At 73.4% G+C, this 16125-nt stretch carries 11 protein-coding genes; 4 read left to right on the forward strand and 7 right to left on the reverse strand.

Going from position 1 to position 16125, the window contains the following annotated elements; genetic code table 11:
* Window positions 1–8: 8 nt before the first annotated feature.
* Window positions 9–1031: a substrate-binding domain-containing protein gene (locus tag PIR53_14800; protein ID WZH51279.1), complete on the reverse strand. Its 1023-nt coding sequence runs from the start codon at window positions 1029–1031 to the stop codon at window positions 9–11.
* Between the two features lie 158 nt (window positions 1032–1189).
* On the opposite strand from PIR53_14800, the gene PIR53_14805 reads away from it, so the two are divergent.
* The gene (locus tag PIR53_14805) at window positions 1190–2437 is read left to right on the forward strand and encodes an ROK family transcriptional regulator (protein WZH51280.1); all 1248 of its coding nucleotides are present in this window, start codon (window positions 1190–1192) and stop codon (window positions 2435–2437) included.
* Window positions 2438–2634: 197 nt separating this feature from the next.
* Entirely contained in the window at window positions 2635–6324 is a 3690-nt protein-coding gene (locus PIR53_14810) for a (Fe-S)-binding protein (GenBank protein WZH51281.1), read from the forward strand.
* A 286-nt stretch (window positions 6325–6610) separates the two neighbouring features.
* On the opposite strand, the gene PIR53_14815 is transcribed toward PIR53_14810, so the two are convergent.
* Window positions 6611–7795: an MFS transporter gene (locus PIR53_14815; GenBank protein WZH51282.1), complete on the reverse strand. Its 1185-nt coding sequence runs from the start codon at window positions 7793–7795 to the stop codon at window positions 6611–6613.
* 84 nt (window positions 7796–7879) lie between these two features.
* Here PIR53_14815 and PIR53_14820 point away from each other — a divergent pair, with 84 nt between their 5' ends.
* A complete protein-coding gene (locus PIR53_14820) occupies window positions 7880–10384 on the forward strand; it encodes a CocE/NonD family hydrolase (protein WZH51283.1) in 2505 nt (834 codons plus the stop codon).
* Window positions 10385–10403: 19 nt separating this feature from the next.
* Here PIR53_14820 and PIR53_14825 read toward each other — a convergent pair whose 3' ends face one another.
* The 5 genes from PIR53_14825 to PIR53_14845 are packed head-to-tail and all read right to left on the reverse strand — an operon-like array spanning window position 10404 to window position 15423.
* Window positions 10404–11384 carry a siderophore-interacting protein gene (locus PIR53_14825; GenBank protein WZH51284.1) on the reverse strand — a complete coding sequence of 327 codons (981 nt, stop codon included), beginning with the start codon at window positions 11382–11384 and terminating at the stop codon, window positions 10404–10406.
* On the reverse strand, window positions 11381–12229 hold the full coding sequence (locus PIR53_14830; GenBank protein ID WZH51285.1) for an ABC transporter ATP-binding protein: 849 nt from the start codon (window positions 12227–12229) through the stop codon (window positions 11381–11383). Before PIR53_14830 ends, PIR53_14825 begins: the two co-directional genes overlap by 4 nt.
* Window positions 12226–13299: an iron chelate uptake ABC transporter family permease subunit gene (locus tag PIR53_14835; GenBank protein WZH51286.1), complete on the reverse strand. Its 1074-nt coding sequence runs from the start codon at window positions 13297–13299 to the stop codon at window positions 12226–12228. The genes PIR53_14830 and PIR53_14835 overlap by 4 nt, the downstream gene beginning before the upstream one ends.
* Window positions 13296–14342, reverse strand: coding sequence for an iron ABC transporter permease (locus PIR53_14840; protein ID WZH51287.1), 1047 nt, complete (start codon window positions 14340–14342; stop codon window positions 13296–13298). The genes PIR53_14835 and PIR53_14840 overlap by 4 nt, the downstream gene beginning before the upstream one ends.
* 25 nt (window positions 14343–14367) lie before the next feature.
* A complete protein-coding gene (locus PIR53_14845; protein WZH51288.1) occupies window positions 14368–15423 on the reverse strand; it encodes an ABC transporter substrate-binding protein in 1056 nt (351 codons plus the stop codon).
* Between the two features lie 207 nt (window positions 15424–15630).
* On the opposite strand from PIR53_14845, the gene PIR53_14850 reads away from it, so the two are divergent.
* Complete coding sequence (locus tag PIR53_14850) at window positions 15631–16071, forward strand: MarR family transcriptional regulator (protein WZH51289.1); 441 nt, start codon at window positions 15631–15633, stop codon at window positions 16069–16071.
* Window positions 16072–16125: the final 54 nt, after the last annotated feature.

Consider the following 16125-nt stretch of genomic DNA (forward strand, 5'->3'; position numbering starts at 1 on the left):
CGGACGGGTCAGTTGAGGAGGTCGGCGAACGGGTCCTCGTAGTCCTCGAACGGCGCCGGGGCCGCCTCGAGCGCCTGGTCGACGTTATCGGCGGTGACGAGCGCGATGGGCGCCGTCACGTTCTCGGGCAGGTCCTGGCCGTCCATGGCGGCGCGGCAGGCGTTCACGCCCATCTCGCCGATGGCGTAGGGGTACTGCGCCACGACCGCCGAGATGCCGCCGTCCTTGACGCCGTTGAGGCCGTCCTCGACGCCGTCGACGCTGATGATCTCGACCTCGCCGGTGCGGCCGACGTCGGAGACGGCGCGGGCGACGCCGAGGGCCATGTCGTCGTTGGCGACGAAGAAGCCGGCCAGGTCCTCGTTGGCGCGGAGCAGGGTGGTGGCCTGGGTGAGGGCCTCGTCGCGCGACCAGTTGGCGGAGACCGTCTGCACGATCTCGACGCCGTCGCCGACGGCCTCCGTGAAGCCGTCGAGGCGGGCGTTGCTCGTGACGTCGCCGGCGATGCCGCCGACGAGCGCGACCTTGCCGCCGTCGGGGAGCAGCGTCAGCATGTGCTCGCCGCCCAGGCGGCCGGCCTCGGTGTTGTCGGTGCCGATGTACGTCGCGGGGGTGGCGTCCGCCTCCGCCGCGGCGTCCGCGTCGACCGGGCTGTCGATGTTGACGATCGGCACGTCCTTGGCTGCCAGCTGGGCGAGGCCCTGCACGAGGTTGGTGCCGTCGATCGGGTTGACGATCACGCAGCCCGGGTCCTTGCCCGCCACGACGTTGAGCTTGTCGAGCTGGCCGGTGGTGTCGGTGATGTCGGCGGCCGCCTGCACGTCGACGGAGAAGCCACCCTCCTCGGCGCCCGCGTCGATGCCCGCCTCCATCTGCTGGAAGAACGGGTTGTCGAGACCCTTGATGACGGCGGCGACGTCGCCGTCGCTGCCACCCGAGGAGGACGAGTCGTCGCTGCACGCGGAGGCGACGAGGCAGAGGCTGGCCGCGACCGCGGCGGCAGCCAGGCGGCGAGAGGGGACACGACGCATTCGGGTAGTCCTTCGATCGGTGCTCCGGCAGCCCTGCCGGGGCAAAACCTGTGACCGCCGTCATGCGGTCGTGGAGCATCGAACCGCGAATAATGACTTCTGTCAATCATTAATCGGGGTCTTTCCGTTTGCCGTCATCGTTTAATAGGGTGCAGGGCATGTCGACCACGCCTGCCGGGCTCCCGGGTGCGCCGCTGGACGGTGCTCCGGTCCCCACCGCCGGCATCGTCGGCCCCGGCGAGCTCCTCGCCCTCTTCCGCGCCCGCCCCGCCCTGACCCGTGCGGAGGTCATGACGCTCACGGGCCTGTCCCGCTCCACGGTCAACCAGCGCATCGACCTCCTGCAGGACGCCGGGCTCCTCGTGGCCCGCGAGCCCGACGTCGTGCCGGGCCGCGGCCGCGGCCGCCCGTCGGCCTCCTTCGCCTTCAACGAGGAGCAGGGCGTGCTGCTCGTCTGCGACATCGGCGCCACCGCGCTGCGGGCCGCCATCTGCGACCTCAGCGGGCGGGTGCTGCGCGACCTGCCGCTCACCAGCGACGTGACCGAGGGCCCCGAGGCGGTGCTGTCCCGCGTCGACCCCCTCTTCGCCGAGCTGCTGCGCGGCGCCGGACGCGGCCCCGAGGACGTGCGCGGCATCGCGCTGTCCGTGCCCGGCCCCGTCGACCACGAGCAGGCCACCGTCGTGAGCCCGCCGATCATGACCGGCTGGGACCGCTACGACATCCGCGGCCGGTTCGCCCGGACCTACGCGTGCCCCCTGCTGCTCGAGAAGGACGCCACGGCGATGGCCTGGGGCGAGTACCGCACCCACTACCCCGACGCCGACACCCTCCTCATGCTCAAGCTCGGCACGGGCGTGGGCGCCGGCATCATCGCCGGCGGCCGCATCCACCGCGGCGCCGACGGCGCCGCGGGCGACATCGGGCACACCCAGACCGCCGGAGCCGAGGACGACGCGGGGCCGCTCTGCCGGTGCGGCAACCACGGCTGCGTCGAGGCCCGCGCGGGCGGGTGGGCCATGCTGCGCGACCTCGCGGCCGCCGGCCGCGACCTCAGCACCGTCGACGAGGTCGTCGAGCGGATCCGCACGGCCGACCCCGTGGCCGTCGGCCTCGCGCGCGCCGCCGGCCGCGTCCTCGGTACGGCGCTGGCCGAGACCGTCAACATCCTCAACCCCCGCGTGGTGGTCGTCGGGGGCCAGCTGGCCGAGGCCGAGGAGCAGATCTTCGCGGGGCTCCGCGAGATGGTCTACTCCCGCTCGCTGCCCCTGGCGACGCGGCGGCTCGAGCTCCACCGGAGCCGCCTCGACGTGCGGGCCGGCTCCGTCGGCCTGGCGCTCCTGCTGGCCGACCACATCTTCGCGCCCGCGACCGTCGACGCCGCACTGGCCGATCCCGCCTCGTGACCGGCCGGCTCGGGGACGGCGCCGCGGCGTACCCCCGGGGTGGTCTGGGCTAGGCTCCCGTCGTTGGTTACCCGCCAGTAGGACAAGTGTCACACGGACTGGTGTGACGCAGCGAACGTCCCGACACTAAGGTCGGACGACGCGCGCGTTCCGAGTGGCCGGGACGCGCGCACGTAGGGACGAGGAGCTCTTCGCTGATGAGTGCTATCCAGATCTTCGCCATCGTCGTGTCGCTGGCGGTCACCGCGGTGGCCGTCACGATGACGACGATGGCGGTCCGTTCGATCGTCGCGACGGTCAAGGTCGGTCAACCGACCTCCGGACGCACCGACCAGCCGGTGCGACGCACCCTCACGATGGTCAAGGAGACGTTCCTCCACACGCGGATGCTCCAGTGGCACTGGGTCGGCATCATGCACTGGTTCGTCTACGCCGCGTTCATCCTGCTGTCGACCGCGGTGATGACGGGCTACGTGCAGCTCTTCAAGCCCGACTTCGCGCTGCCGATCATCGGCCACTTCTTCCTCTTCGAGTGGGCCAGCGAGGGCCTCGGCCTGCTCGGCACGATCGGCATCGTCTTCCTCATCGTCTACCGCCAGCTGCACCACCCGCGGCGCGAGGGGCGGCGCAGCCGGTTCTACGGCTCCAACCAGTGGCAGGCCTACTTCGTCGAGGCGATGGCGCTGCTCGAGGGCTCCGCGATCCTGTTCATCCGTGGTGCGGAGTACAACCTCGGCCAGATCGCCAGCGACCACCCCGAGGACTTCAACCGCTTCCACTTCCCGATCAGCTCCCACGTCGGTACGGCGCTGTTCCCGACCAGCGCGGGCTCCGAGGGCACGCTGGAGAACATCATCGTCGTCATCGCGATGATCAAGATCCTGCTCGCGATGGTCTGGCTGATCGTCATCTCCTCGAACCTCAACATGGGCGTCGCCTGGCACCGGTTCACCGCCTGGCCCAACATCTGGTTCAAGCGCGAGGGGTCGGGCCGCACCGCGCTCGGCGCGCTCAAGCCGCTGACGTCGGGCGGCAAGCCGATCACCCTCGACGACATCGACGAGCTCGACGAGGAGTCGACGCTCGGCGTCGGCAAGATCGAGGACTTCTCGTGGAAGGGCATCCTCGACTTCACGACCTGCACCGAGTGCGGTCGCTGCCAGAGCCAGTGCCCCGCCTGGAACACCGAGAAGCCGCTGTCGCCCAAGCTGCTCATCATGGGTCTGCGCGACCACGCCTACGCGAAGGGTCCGTACTCCCGCGCCGGCGGCGAGGAGAGCGAGGCGGCCACCGCCCTGCTCGAGGGCAACGAGGTGCTCCAGCGCGAGGCCGAGCGCCCGCTGGTCGGCGACACGGGCGACGACTGGTTCTACATGCCGGAGAACGGCGCGGCCGTGATCGACCCCGACGTGCTGTGGTCGTGCACCTCCTGCGGCGCCTGCGTCCAGCAGTGCCCGGTCGACATCGAGCACGTGGACCACATCGTCGACATGCGCCGCTACCAGGTGCTCGTCGAGTCCAACTTCCCCGCCGAGCTCAACGGCCTCTTCAAGCGCCTCGAGAGCAAGGGCAACCCGTGGGGCATGTCCCCCAACGACCGCCTCGACTGGGCCAAGGGCCTCGACTTCGAGGTGCCCGTCGTCGGCGAGACCATCGAGTCGCTCGACGAGGTCGACTGGCTGTTCTGGGTGGGCTGCGCCGGGGCGTACGAGGACCGTGCGAAGAAGACCACCCGCGCCACCGCGGAGCTGCTCAACATGGCCGGCATCAGCTTCGGCGTGCTGGGCAACGGCGAGACCTGCACCGGTGACTCGGCACGCCGCGCGGGCAACGAGTTCGTCTTCCAGGGCCTCGCGGCGCAGAACGTGGAGACCCTCAAGGAGTTCAAGGCCAAGAAGGTCGTCTCCACCTGCCCGCACTGCATGAACACGCTGAAGAACGAGTACAAGTCGTTCGGCATCGAGCTCGAGGTCATCCACCACACCCAGCTGCTCAACCGCCTCGTGCGCGACGGCAAGCTGACCCCGGTCGCGACCGGTGCGGGTGCCCACCAGCGCACGATCACCTACCACGACCCTTGCTACCTGGGTCGCCACAACCAGGTCTACACGCCCCCGCGCGAGCTGCTCCAGATCATGCCGGGCGCCGAGGTCAAGGAGATGGAGCGCAACTCCGAGCGTTCCTTCTGCTGCGGCGCCGGTGGTGCCCGCATGTGGATGGAGGAGAACATCGGGGAGCGGATCAACGTCAACCGCACCCAGGAGGCGGTCGGCACCGGTGCTGACCAGATCGCCGTCGGCTGCCCCTTCTGCCGCGTGATGATCTCCGACGGCCTCACCGCCGAGCAGTCCGGTGGACGGGCGCGCGAGGAGGTCGAGGTCCTCGACGTCGCGCAGATGCTGCTCGCGTCGGTCAAGGGTGAGCAGGCCACCAAGCTGCTGCCGGGCGAGGGCGCGAAGGCCGCTCCCGCGAAGGCGAAGCCCGCCGCGAAGAAGAAGGACGAGGCGCTCAAGGCCGAGCCGGAGGACGGCGACGTCACCGTCACCGACTCGACCGTCACCGAGACCGCCGACGTCGGCCCGCTGGCCAAGGCCTCGGGCGGCGACTCGCTCTTCGACACCCCGGAGTCGAAGAAGGAGGAGCCGAAGAAGGAGGGCACCGGCGGCTCGCTGTTCGACGACGACGCCTCGTCGCTCTTCGACACGCCGGCCAAGCCCGCGGCGAAGGCGGAGCCCGCGGAGAAGCCCGCCGAGAAGCCGGCGGAGAAGCCGGCCGCCGACCTCGGCGCCGGCGGGTCGCTGTTCGACCTGGGTGGCGACGCCCCGGAGAAGGCCCCGGAGAAGGCGCCGGAGAAGGCGCCGGAGAAGCCAGCCGCGAAGCCGGCCGAGGAGCCCGCTGCGGAGAAGCCCGCTGCGGAGAAGCCGGCCGGGAAGCCCGCCGCGAAGCCGGCGGTCGACCTCGGCGCCGGTGGGTCGCTCTTCGACATCCCGGCCCAGGAGTCGGCTCCGGCTGCTCCGAAGGCCGAGCCCGCTGAGGCGAAGGCCGAGCCGGCCGAGCCGCAGGCGGAGCCCGCCGCGTCGGGCGGTGGGGCGACGAGCACCCCGCGCACCGACGTCGACCTGAGCGCCGGCGGTTCGCTGTTCGACATCGCGGCTCCCGAGACCGGTACGGCGCCCGCCCGCGCGGCGGAGCCTGCCCCGGCGGCGGAGCCGGAGTCGGAGCCTGCGGCCGCCGAGCCCGAGCCGGCTTCGGCGGCGGCGACGCCGGCGGCGGCGACCGGCGGGGGTGCCACCAGTGCCCCGCGCACGGACGTCGACATCAGCGCCGCTGGTTCCCTGTTCGACATCGCGGCTCCCGAGACCGGCACGGCCCCCGCCCGCTCGGCGGAGCCCGACCCCGTGGCGGAGCCCGAGCCCGTCGCCGAGGAGCCCGTCGCCGAGGAGCCTGCGGCGCCGGTCGAGGTCACGCCGGAGGCCGAGCCCGAGCCCGCCCCTGCGGCCCCGGCGGCCCCGGTGGCTTCCGGTGGGGGCGCGACGAGCACTCCGCGCACCGACGTCGACATCCACGCGACGAGCTCGCTGTTCGACATCGAGGCGCCGGAGACGGGTACGGCCCCCGCGCCCGCCACGCCGGCAGCCCCAGCACCGGCCCCGGCGGCCGAGGCACCCGTCGTGGAGGTGGAGCCGGAGGCAGCCGCGGAGCCCGAGCCGGAGCCCGAGCCGGAGCCCGAGCCGGAGCCCGAGCCGGAGCCCGAGCCGGAGCCGGAGCCGGAGGCAGCTGCCGAGCCCGAGCAGGAGCCCGCGGAGAAGCCGCGCTCCAGCGGGGCGACGCACACGCCGCGCACGGATGCGGACATCCACGGCGCGGGCTCGCTCTTCGACCTCTGACCGGAGCCGCGACGTACGAACGGGGCGGGACCCACGCGGGTCCCGCCCCGTTCGTCGTTTCCCGGCCCTCCCGCCCCTATCCGGGAGGTCATGCGGAGCGGCGGCCCCGACGACCGACACGCATGACGTCCGCAGGGGGACCTGCACCCGGGCGGACGTCATGCAAAGCGGCCCCGCCCCTACTTGTGCGGTGCTAGTGCGTCCTGTGCGGTGGTCGACCGCGTGTGAAGTAGCTCGGACACCGCGTTACACGGGGGAAGGCCAGCCAGCCAGGCAGAGCCGACCCTCAGCGCGTACGGCGCGCGACGACCCACCCGCAGGCCATGGCGAGACCGACGAGCGCGGCGACCCAGGTGACGACGCCGGTCCAGCCGAAGCCGCTCCAGGCGACGCCGATCCACGCCCCGAAGATGCTGGAGCCCGCGTAGTAGCCGAAGACGTAGAGCGCGCTGGCCTGCGTGCCGTGCGCGCCGGCGACAGCGGGGGCCCACCCGCTCGCGACGGCGTGGGCGGCGAAGAAGCCCGCGGTGAGCACGACGAGGCCGAGGACGACGGTGGGCAGCCAGGCGGGCAGCGTGAGCAGGAGCCCGCCGAGCATGAGGCCGAGCGCGAGGGCGAGCACGACCGGACGTCCGACGCGGTCGGCCGCGCGGCCGGCGAGCGCGGACGACGTCGTGCCGGCGAGGTAGGCCAGGAACACGAGGCCCACGACGGCGACGGGCAACGAGAAGGGCGGCGCGACGAGCCGGAACGTCAGGTAGTTGTAGACCGCGACGAACCCACCCATGAGCAGGAACGGGATCGCCACCAGCGCCAGCACCGCGGGGTCGCGCAGGAGGGACCGGAAGGCACGGGGCGAGGTCCGCGGCCCCACGGACTCGTTGGTCGCGGGCGGCAGCAGCCACCAGAAGACCGCGGTCGCGGCGAGCGCCGCGAGGGCGAGGAGCGCCAACGCGATCCGCCAGCTGCCGAGGTCGACGGCGGCGGCGGTGATCAGCCGGCCCCCGACGCCGCCGAGGGAGTTGCCGGCGACGTACAGGCCCATGGCCGCCCCCAGGCCGCTCGGGTGCACCTCGGTGCCCACGTGTCCCATCGCGACGCCGACGATCCCGGCGAGCACCAGGCCCAGGAGGCCGCGGAGCCCGACGAGCACCTCCAGGGTGGGTGCGGCGGCGCAGGCGAGCGCGAGGGCGACGGCGAGGAGGAGCCCGATCCGCATGGTGCGCACGCGGCCCCAGCGGATGGCCAGCGCGGTGACCGGCACGACGGCGAGCGCGAGGGCCCCGGTGCTGGCCGACACGGTGAGGCTGGCGCGGGCGGCGGTCGCGCCGTAGGCGTCCGCGATCTCCGGAAGCAGCGGCTGGGTCGCGTAGAGCAGCCCGAACGCCGCGAGCCCGGCGCAGGCCATGGCGAGGTTCAGCCGGCGGTACCCCTCCGACCCGGGCCGGTGGCGGTCGCTGGGGTCGGGCACCCGGCCAGCATCGCAGGTAACCCGCCGGTAACCCGGTGCCGGCGTCGTCGTTACCCAGGTCACACCGCCCCCAGGAGTGACCCCATGCAGCTCGCCCGCCGCACCGCCCGCCGCACCGCCGCGTACGTCGCCACGCTCGCCCTCGTCGCCTCCGCGGCCGCGCTCGTCCCGAGCCCGGCCCCCGCCGAGAGCATCCGGACGAGCGCCCCCACGAGCAGTGCGCCCGCGAGTGCTGCTGCCCTCCCCAGCGGCTGGACGCCCCGCCCGGCCGACTACCCCGGCACGGTGACGCAGCGCGACCTGCAGATCCCGATGTCGGACGGCACGGTGCTGCGCGGTGACCTCGTGCTGCCCGCGGACGCCGACGGCGTCGCCGTGGCCGGCCGCTTCCCGGTGGTCGTCACCATCACGGCCTACAACAAGTCCGCCCAGGGGGCGACGGGCCTGACGGGCGGCGGCGCGGACTACCTCGTGCAGCGCGGCTACGCGCAGCTCACCGTCGACGCCCGCGGCACCGGTTCGTCGCAGGGCTCGTGGGCCGCGTTCAGCGCTCGCGAGAACACCGACGCGGGCGAGATCATCACGTGGGCGACCTCGTCGGCGCGGCCGTGGAGCAACGGCTCCGCGGCGATGCGCGGGCCGTCGTACATGGGCATCAACCAGATCTTCGCCGCCGCGCAGAGGCCGCCGGGGCTCAAGGCGCTCTTCCCGCAGGTGCCCGCCGCGGACGTCTACCGCGACGTCGTCGCCTCGGGCGGCCAGATCGACGTCGGGTTCATCCCGCTGTGGCTCGGCCTGGTCACCACGACGGGCGTCGTGCCGCCGGCGTACGGCGCGACCGACCCCGCCGCGGCCCTCACCACCCTCTTCCAGCACCTCAGCGGTGCCCTCACCTTCACGGCGCCGCTGGTGCTGGCGGCCGTGCTGGGCGGCGACCCGGCGTACGACGGCGCGTTCTACCGCGAGCGCTCCCCCATCGAGGTCGTCGACGACGTCGACGTGCCGACCTTCCTCGTCGGCGGTCAGTACGACCTGTTCCAGCGAGGCACTCCCCTGCTGTTCGAGAACCTGCGCTCCCGGGGCGTGCCGACGAAGCTGATCGTCGGCCCGTGGAACCACCTGGAGGGCTCGTCGGGCGAGGGCGTCGCCGACGCCGGCTACGGCACCCTCGAGGAGCTGCAGCTGCGCTGGTTCGATCACTACGTGAGGGGCGTGCCCGACCCGGGCCTCGACACGGACATCGCCCCGCTCACCTACTACGAGCAGAACGCCGACACCTGGCGGCAGGCCAACGACTGGATCGGCGACAACCTGAGCGCCACCACGTTCCGCCTCTCCGGCCCCGCCACCGCGGGCGGCGTGCGCAACGGCAGCCTCACCACGGGCGCCGCGACCGCGGGTACGGCGACGGTGCCGCCCGTCCCGGTCGCCGGCCTCTGCACGCGCTCGACCGACCAGTGGACGGCCGGGCTGCCCACCGCCGTGCTCGCCGACCTGCCGTGCTGGAGCGACAACCGCGGCAACGACCTGGCGGGCGTGGTCTACGAGACGGGGGCGCTCTCCGCGCCGCTCCGCTTCCAGGGACCGCTCAACGCGCGGCTCTACACCTCGACCCCGACCGGCGACGGCCTGCTCTCGGTCGCCGTCTCCTCGGTGGCCCCGGACGGCACCGTCCACCGCATCACGGGGGGCTGGCAGACCGTCGCCCACCGGGCGCTCGACCCGGGCCGCAGCCGCTACCTGGACGGACAGCTCATCCAGCCGTACCACCCGTTCACCCGGGAGGCGAAGGCCCCCGCGGCCGGCAGTGCGGTCGTGCCGGTCGACGTCGAGATCTTCCCGACCGGCGCCCAGGTGCCGGCGGGCCACCGGCTGCGGGTGGCGGTGCAGGCGTACGACGTGCCCCACCTCCTGCCCACCGTGCCGGACCTCCCGGCCACGCTGGCGCCGCTGACCATCCACACCTCGGAGCAGTACCCCTCGGCGCTGACCCTCCCCAGCGTCCAACGGTTCGCGACGACGACCTACACCCGCCTCGGCGCCGACTCGACCGCGGCGGGGGCGACGAACACGCTGGGCATCCAGGTGACGACGACCGGCTTCGGCCGCCCGACCGGGACGGTGCGCGTCGCGATCGACGGCCGCACCCTCCGGGACGTGCCGCTGGTGCGCGGCAGTGCCACGACCAGCCTGCCGGCCGGCACGGCGGGCAACCGGACGGTCACCGCGACGTACCTCGGCAACGACACCTCCGCGCCCTCGCAGCGCACCCGCACCTGGGTGGTGCGCCCACCGGCGGTGCTCGGCACGACGACGTACGTGCGGATGCTCGACGGGGCGACGACCCGGGTCGGGCAGGGCAACCGCGTCGGGTTCTCGGTCGTGCGCGCCGACGGCACCCCGGCCGCGGGACGCGTGCGGGTGCTCGTCGACGGGCGCCGCGTCACGGAGGTGCCGCTCGTGCGGGGCCTCGGGACGCTGACCCTGCCGGCGGCGACGCGGGCGGGGACCCGGACGGTGACGGCGAGCTACATCGGGCAGCCGACCTCGCGGCCCTCGAGCCGCTCGACGACGTGGGTGGTGCGCTGAGCGGCCGCCGGGAGGCGGGTCAGGCCTTCATGGCGACGCCCTCGCGCCAGTAGCCCATGAAGGAGACCTGACCGCGGTCGACGCCGAGGTCCTTGACGAGGGCCCGGCGCAGGCCGGTCACGACCTTCGACTCGCCGGCGATCCACGCGTAGAGGCCGGCGTAGGGACCGTCGACGGCGCCCGCCGTCGAGACGTCCTCGCCCAGGCCGGAGAAGACGGGCGTCTCCCACAGGAGGTCACCTTCGGGGTCCGGCTCCACGAGGGCGGCAGCCGAGGCGGCCGCGGCGGCGGCTTCGGCGTGGTCGACGGCCGTCCGGTCGAGGTGCGCGAGCACGCGGGCACGCAGCTCCTCGCCGCGCGGCGCTCCCTCGCGGGGCAGCCAGACCACCTCGACCCCGGCGGGGCCGACGACGTCCTCGAGCACGTCGTCGCGGTGCGGGACCTCCGCGAAGACCGTGCCGGTGGCGTCCGCCGGCAGGTCGCGCAGGATGCCGTAGATCGCCGGGAGCGCGGTCTCGTCGCCGACGACGAGCAGGTCCGTCGCGTCACCCGGGAGCCACTCGACGCCCCCGAAGTCGTGGCCCCGGCGGGGCGCGATCACGAGCACGCTGTCGCCGACCGTCGCGCTGCGGGCCCAGTCGTTGCCGGGCCCGGTGCAGGCGCCGTCGTCCCCGGGCTCGTGCACGACGATGTCGACGACGAGGAGCGTGTCGACGCCCTCGCCGACGACGTCGCGCACCGTGTAGGTCCGCATGCAGCCGCGCTCGTCCTCGGGGAGGGCGAGCCACGGCGTGTACCAGTCACCGCCCACCGGCTCGACCCGCGGCAGCACGCCGCCCGCCGGCGGGAACAGGAACTTGATGCGCTGGTCGAGCCAGGGCTCCTCGCGGCCCAGCTCCGCGAACTCGTCGCAGCCGAGCTCGACGCGCACGAACGACGACGACACGCGACGCACGGCGCGCACCTCCGCCTCGGCGAAGATCACGGACAGCTCGCTCACGGGCGCTCCTTCGTCAGGGGGTCGTCGATCGTCGCGCCGGGTCGGCCGAGGTGTCGGCCGACGGGGACGACCAGCGGGGTGTGGGAGACCGGGTCGGGGATGACGCGGCTCTCGAGGCCGAAGACGTCGCGCACGTTGTCCTCCGTGACGACCTCGGCGGGCGTGCCCTCGGCGACGACGCGGCCCTCCTTCATCGCGACGAGGCGGTCGGCGTAGCGCGCCGACAGGTTGAGGTCGTGCAGCACCATGACGATCGTCGTGCCGGCCCGCAGGTTGAGCTCGGCCAGCAGGTCGAGCATCTCGACCTGGTGGGCGACGTCGAGGTACGTCGTCGGCTCGTCCAGGAGCAGCAGGTCGGTGCCCTGGGCGAGCGCCATGGCGATCCAGACGCGCTGGCGCTGGCCGCCGGACAGCTCGTCGACCACCCGCTCGGCGAGCTCGGTCGTGTCGGTGAGCGCGAGCGCCTCGGCCACCGCCCGGTCGTCGTCGCGGCTCCAGCGGCGCAGGGCGCTCTGGTGCGGGTGGCGACCGCGGCCGACGAGGTCGACGACGGTGACGCCCTCGGGCGCGATCGGGTTCTGCGGCAGGAGACCCAGGCGGCGGGCGACCTGCTTGGTCGGCATCGTGTGGACGGCCTCGCCGTCGAGGAGCACCGCGCCGCCGCGGGGGCGCAGCAGGCGCGCCATGCCGCGCAGCAGCGTGGACTTGCCACACCCGTTGCCGCCGACGATCACGGTCACCTTCCCGTCGGGGATGGCGACGGTGAGGTCGTCGACGACGGTGCGGTCGTCGTAGCCGAGCGAGACGCCCTCGGCGTACAGGCGCGTGGGAGCGGTCGTGCTCACCGCGGGCTCCTTCCGGTGGCGCCCCTGGCCATGAGCCAGAGGAGGAACGGGGCGCCGACGGCGCCGGTGATGATGCCCGCGGGCATCTTGACGTCGCCGATGTAGTTGGCGCCGACGTGGTCGGCGGCCAGCAGGATGCAGGCGCCCACGAGGGCGGCGCCGGCGATGCTCGTGCGGCCCTTGTTGAGGCCGCGCGCGATCGGCGCAGACAGGAACGCGAGGAACGCGACCGGCCCGGCGCCGGCGACGCCGGCGGCCACGAGCAGCACCGCCACGAGCATGAGCAGGTCGGGACGACGACGCGGTACGCCGAGCCCCACCGCCGCGTCCTCCCCCAGCTCGTTGACGCGCAGGTCCCGGCTCGAGAACCAGACGAGCGGGAGCAGCACGACGAGCGCCAGGGCGAGCACCTGCACCTTCTGCCAGTCGGCGTCGGAGAGGCTGCCCGTGATCCAGCGCAGCGCCAGCTGGACGTCCCAGACGGCGGCGCGGGTGAAGAGGTACTGCGTGACCGAGAGGAGCGCCGCGGCGACGCCCACGCCGACGAGCACGAGGCGGTAGCCGCCCAGGCCACCCGCGACCCACCGCACGAGCAGGGCGGTCGTGACCGCACCGGCCGCCGACGCGAGGGCCACGGCGTCCCCGCGCAGGCCGAAGGTGAGGAGGGCGAGCACGGCCGCGGTGCTCGCGCCCGTGCTGATCCCGATGATGTCGGGGCTGGCCAGCGGGTTGCGCAGCGTGGTCTGGAAGACGGCGCCGCCGATGCCGAAGCAGGCACCGACCCCGACGGCCGTCAGGGCGCGCGGGAGCTTCGACTCCATCATGATGAACTCGGCGGTCGGGCGGCCGATGCCGTCGCCGACGATGATGCGGACCGCGTCGGGGAACGTGAACGTGTAGCCGCCGAGCAGCAGGTGCACGCAGAACAGCGTGAAGGTGAGGGCCCCGAGACCGCCGAGCACGAGGGCGTGCCGACGGCGCGGGACGCGACGGGCACGACGCACGCGCTCGACGTCCGCGGCGACGACGTGGGTGAGCACCTCGGAGGGGCGCTCGCTGAGGACGGTCACAGGCTTCCCAACCTCCCGCGGCGGATCATCACGAGGAAGACCGGCGCACCGATGACGGCGATCATGACGCCGACCTGGATCTCGCTCGGGGGGAGCACGAAGCGTCCCACCGTGTCGGCACCGACCATGAGCACGGCCCCCCAGGCGGCGCTGAAGGGCAGCACCTTGGCGTAGTCGCCGCCCACCTGCATCCGCACGAGGTGCGGCACGAGCAGGCCGAGGAAGGCGATCGGGCCGGCGAGCGCGACCGAGGCCCCGACGAGCAGCACGAGGCCGAGGCCCACCACGGCCCGGTCCCGGGTGGTGTTGCGGCCGAGGCCGCGCGCCAGGTCGTCGCCGAGCGCGAGCGCGTTGAGCGTCCGGGCGCTCGCGAGGACGAGCACGAAGCCCACGAGGATGAACGGGAGCGCCGTGAGCAGCGCGTCGGCCTGCTTGCCCGCGACGCTGCCGACCTGCCAGCGCCGCGTGGCGTCGATGGTCTCGCGGCTCATGAGCAGGATGGCCGTGGTCCAGCTGGAGAGGGCCGCGGTGACCGCGGCGCCGGCGATGACGAGCTTCGCCGGGGTCGCCCCGCCGCGCCCGAGGCTGGCGATGAGGTGCACGGCGACCGCCGCGACCCCCGCCCCGATGAAGCCGAACCAGATGTAGCCGCCGATGGTGCCGGCGCCCACGTAGGTGATGCCGGCGACCATCGCGAACGCGGCGCCCGCGTTGACGCCCAGCAGGCCGGTGTCGGCCAGCGGGTTCCGGGTCAGGCCCTGCATGGCCGCGCCCGCGACGCCGAAGGCAGCCCCGAGAAGGGCCCCGACGCCGGTGCGGAGCAGACGCGCGTCCATGAAGACGTGGTCGGGGTGGTTCGCGTCGAGGAGCGCGAGCGGGTCGACCCACCGGTTGCCGATGCAGAGGGAGGCCAGACCGGCGCCGACGAGCGCCGCGATGCAGATCGCGACGCTCGCCGGCACGCTCCGGCGTGGCGTCCGTGCCCGGCCGGCTGTGGCGGTCCGGCCGGGCAGGTCGGGGGAGGTCTCCGTGGTGGTGGTCACGGATGCGCTCGACTCGGGAGGTCGCTCAGTAGACCTGGGGCTCGCCACCGATGGCGGCCGCGACCTCGGGGATGAAGTGGTCGAGCGCGTAGGGGATGCCCAGGACGGACGGGAACGAGAAGCCCAGGGTGTCGTTCGGCTCGAGCGTGATCACGTAGTTGCCGTTCGCGATCGGCGGGATCTGCTGGAGCACGGGCTCCTGGAGGAGCTGCTCCGACTCCTCGACGGTCGTGCCGTAGGCCAGGATCACGTCGGCGTCGAGCTCGGCCGCGCGCTCGGCGGAGACGTTGAAGTAGAACGCCTCGGTGCCGCCGTCCTCCACGACGGGCGGGGAGACCATGCCCAGCTCCTCGAGGATCGCCGGACGGTTGTCGACCGTCGTGTAGACGCCGACGTTGGAGAGGTCGGTCGGGTCGAAGAACGCCCAGATGAACGAGGCGCCGACGATCTCCGGGTTCTCCTCGGCCGTGGCCTCGAGGTCCGCCTTCGTCTCGGCGATGATCTCGTCGGCCGCCTCGGAGCGACCGAGCGCCTCGCCCGTCATCTCCATCGACTGCTCCCACGTGGTGCCCCACTGGACGCCCGGGTGCGCGACGACCGGGATGCCGGCGTCGCTGAGCTTGTCGAAGTCCTCCTGCGTCAGGCCGGAGTTGGTCGCGATGACCACGTCGGGCTCGAGACCGATGATCTGGTCGGTCGGCACGGCGTCGGTGACGTCGAGCAGCTCGGGGGCCTCGGCGCCGTCGATCTCGGCCAGCGCGTCGTCGAACCAGTCCGTCGTGCCCGCGGCGTTGCCGCCCCACGTCATCTTCTGCACCGCGATCGGCGCGACGCCGAGCGCCGCTACGTTGTCGCCGTCCACGCCGAGCGTGACGATGCGCTCGGGCTCCTCCTCGATCGTGGCCTCGCCGTAGGTCGACTCGATGGTCACGGGGAACGCGTCGGTGTCGGCGCTGGAGTTCGCCGCGGGGGCCGCGCCCTCCTCGTCGGACGAGCCGGTGGCGCAGGCGCTGAGGCCGAGCATGGCGACGCTGGTCGCCGCGGCGAGCGCCGAGGCGCGACGCAGGGTGGTGAGCTGCACGGGGATTCCTTGGGAGAGCGGGGGGATGACGACCGGGCGGACGCTACTAAGGTCAGCCTTACCTTGGCAACTCCCCGTGGCGTGCATCTCACCGCGCCCCGACGCCGCCAGGATGTTCAGGTTTCAACCGTCCGGCCGTACGGTGACGCCCGGCGCCCTCGGGCCGGCGCTCCCCCCTCGCCGTACCGGAACGCACCTGGAGCCCGCATGTCCCACGACACCGTGACCACCCCTCGCCTCGACCAGCAGCTGTGCGCGGACCTCGTCGCGGCCTCGCGCGCGGTCGTCACGGCGTACGACGCGACCCTGGGCCGGCTGGGCGTCGACTACCCGCAGTACCTGGTCCTGCTCGTGCTGTGGGAGGCCGACGGCCCGGTCGGTGTCTCGCACCTGGCGGACCGGCTGCAGCTGCCCGTCGAGCAGGTGCAGCCCACCGTGCGGTCGATGGTGGTCGCACGCACGGCGACGCGCACCCCCGACCCCACGGACCCGGCCGGCTGGGCGGTCGCGGCGGGTCCCCGCGCCGACGAACTGCGCGACGGGGTCACGCAGGTGCACTGCGACATCAAGGCCCGGCTGGGCATGGGCGCGCACGACTTCCGCGCGCTCCAGGAGACGCTGCGCGCCGTCACGCGCGCCATGTCCTGACGGCGGGCGCCTCCTGACGGCGGGCGCCTCCTGACGGCGGGCGCCGAGCCGCCG

It is taken from the genome of Nocardioides alkalitolerans, assembly GCA_038184435.1.
Classification (GTDB): domain Bacteria; phylum Actinomycetota; class Actinomycetes; order Propionibacteriales; family Nocardioidaceae; genus Nocardioides; species Nocardioides alkalitolerans_A.

Coding starts and splice junctions, on each gene's coding strand:
- PIR53_14800 (WZH51279.1), bottom strand. CDS start 1,031: ATGCGTCGTGTCCCCTCTCGCCGCCTGGCTGCCGCCGCGGTCGCGGCC.
- PIR53_14805 (WZH51280.1), top strand. CDS start 1,190: ATGTCGACCACGCCTGCCGGGCTCCCGGGTGCGCCGCTGGACGGTGCT.
- PIR53_14820 (WZH51283.1), top strand. CDS start 7,880: ATGCAGCTCGCCCGCCGCACCGCCCGCCGCACCGCCGCGTACGTCGCC.
- PIR53_14850 (WZH51289.1), top strand. CDS start 15,631: ATGTCCCACGACACCGTGACCACCCCTCGCCTCGACCAGCAGCTGTGC.
- PIR53_14810 (WZH51281.1), top strand. CDS start 2,635: ATGAGTGCTATCCAGATCTTCGCCATCGTCGTGTCGCTGGCGGTCACC.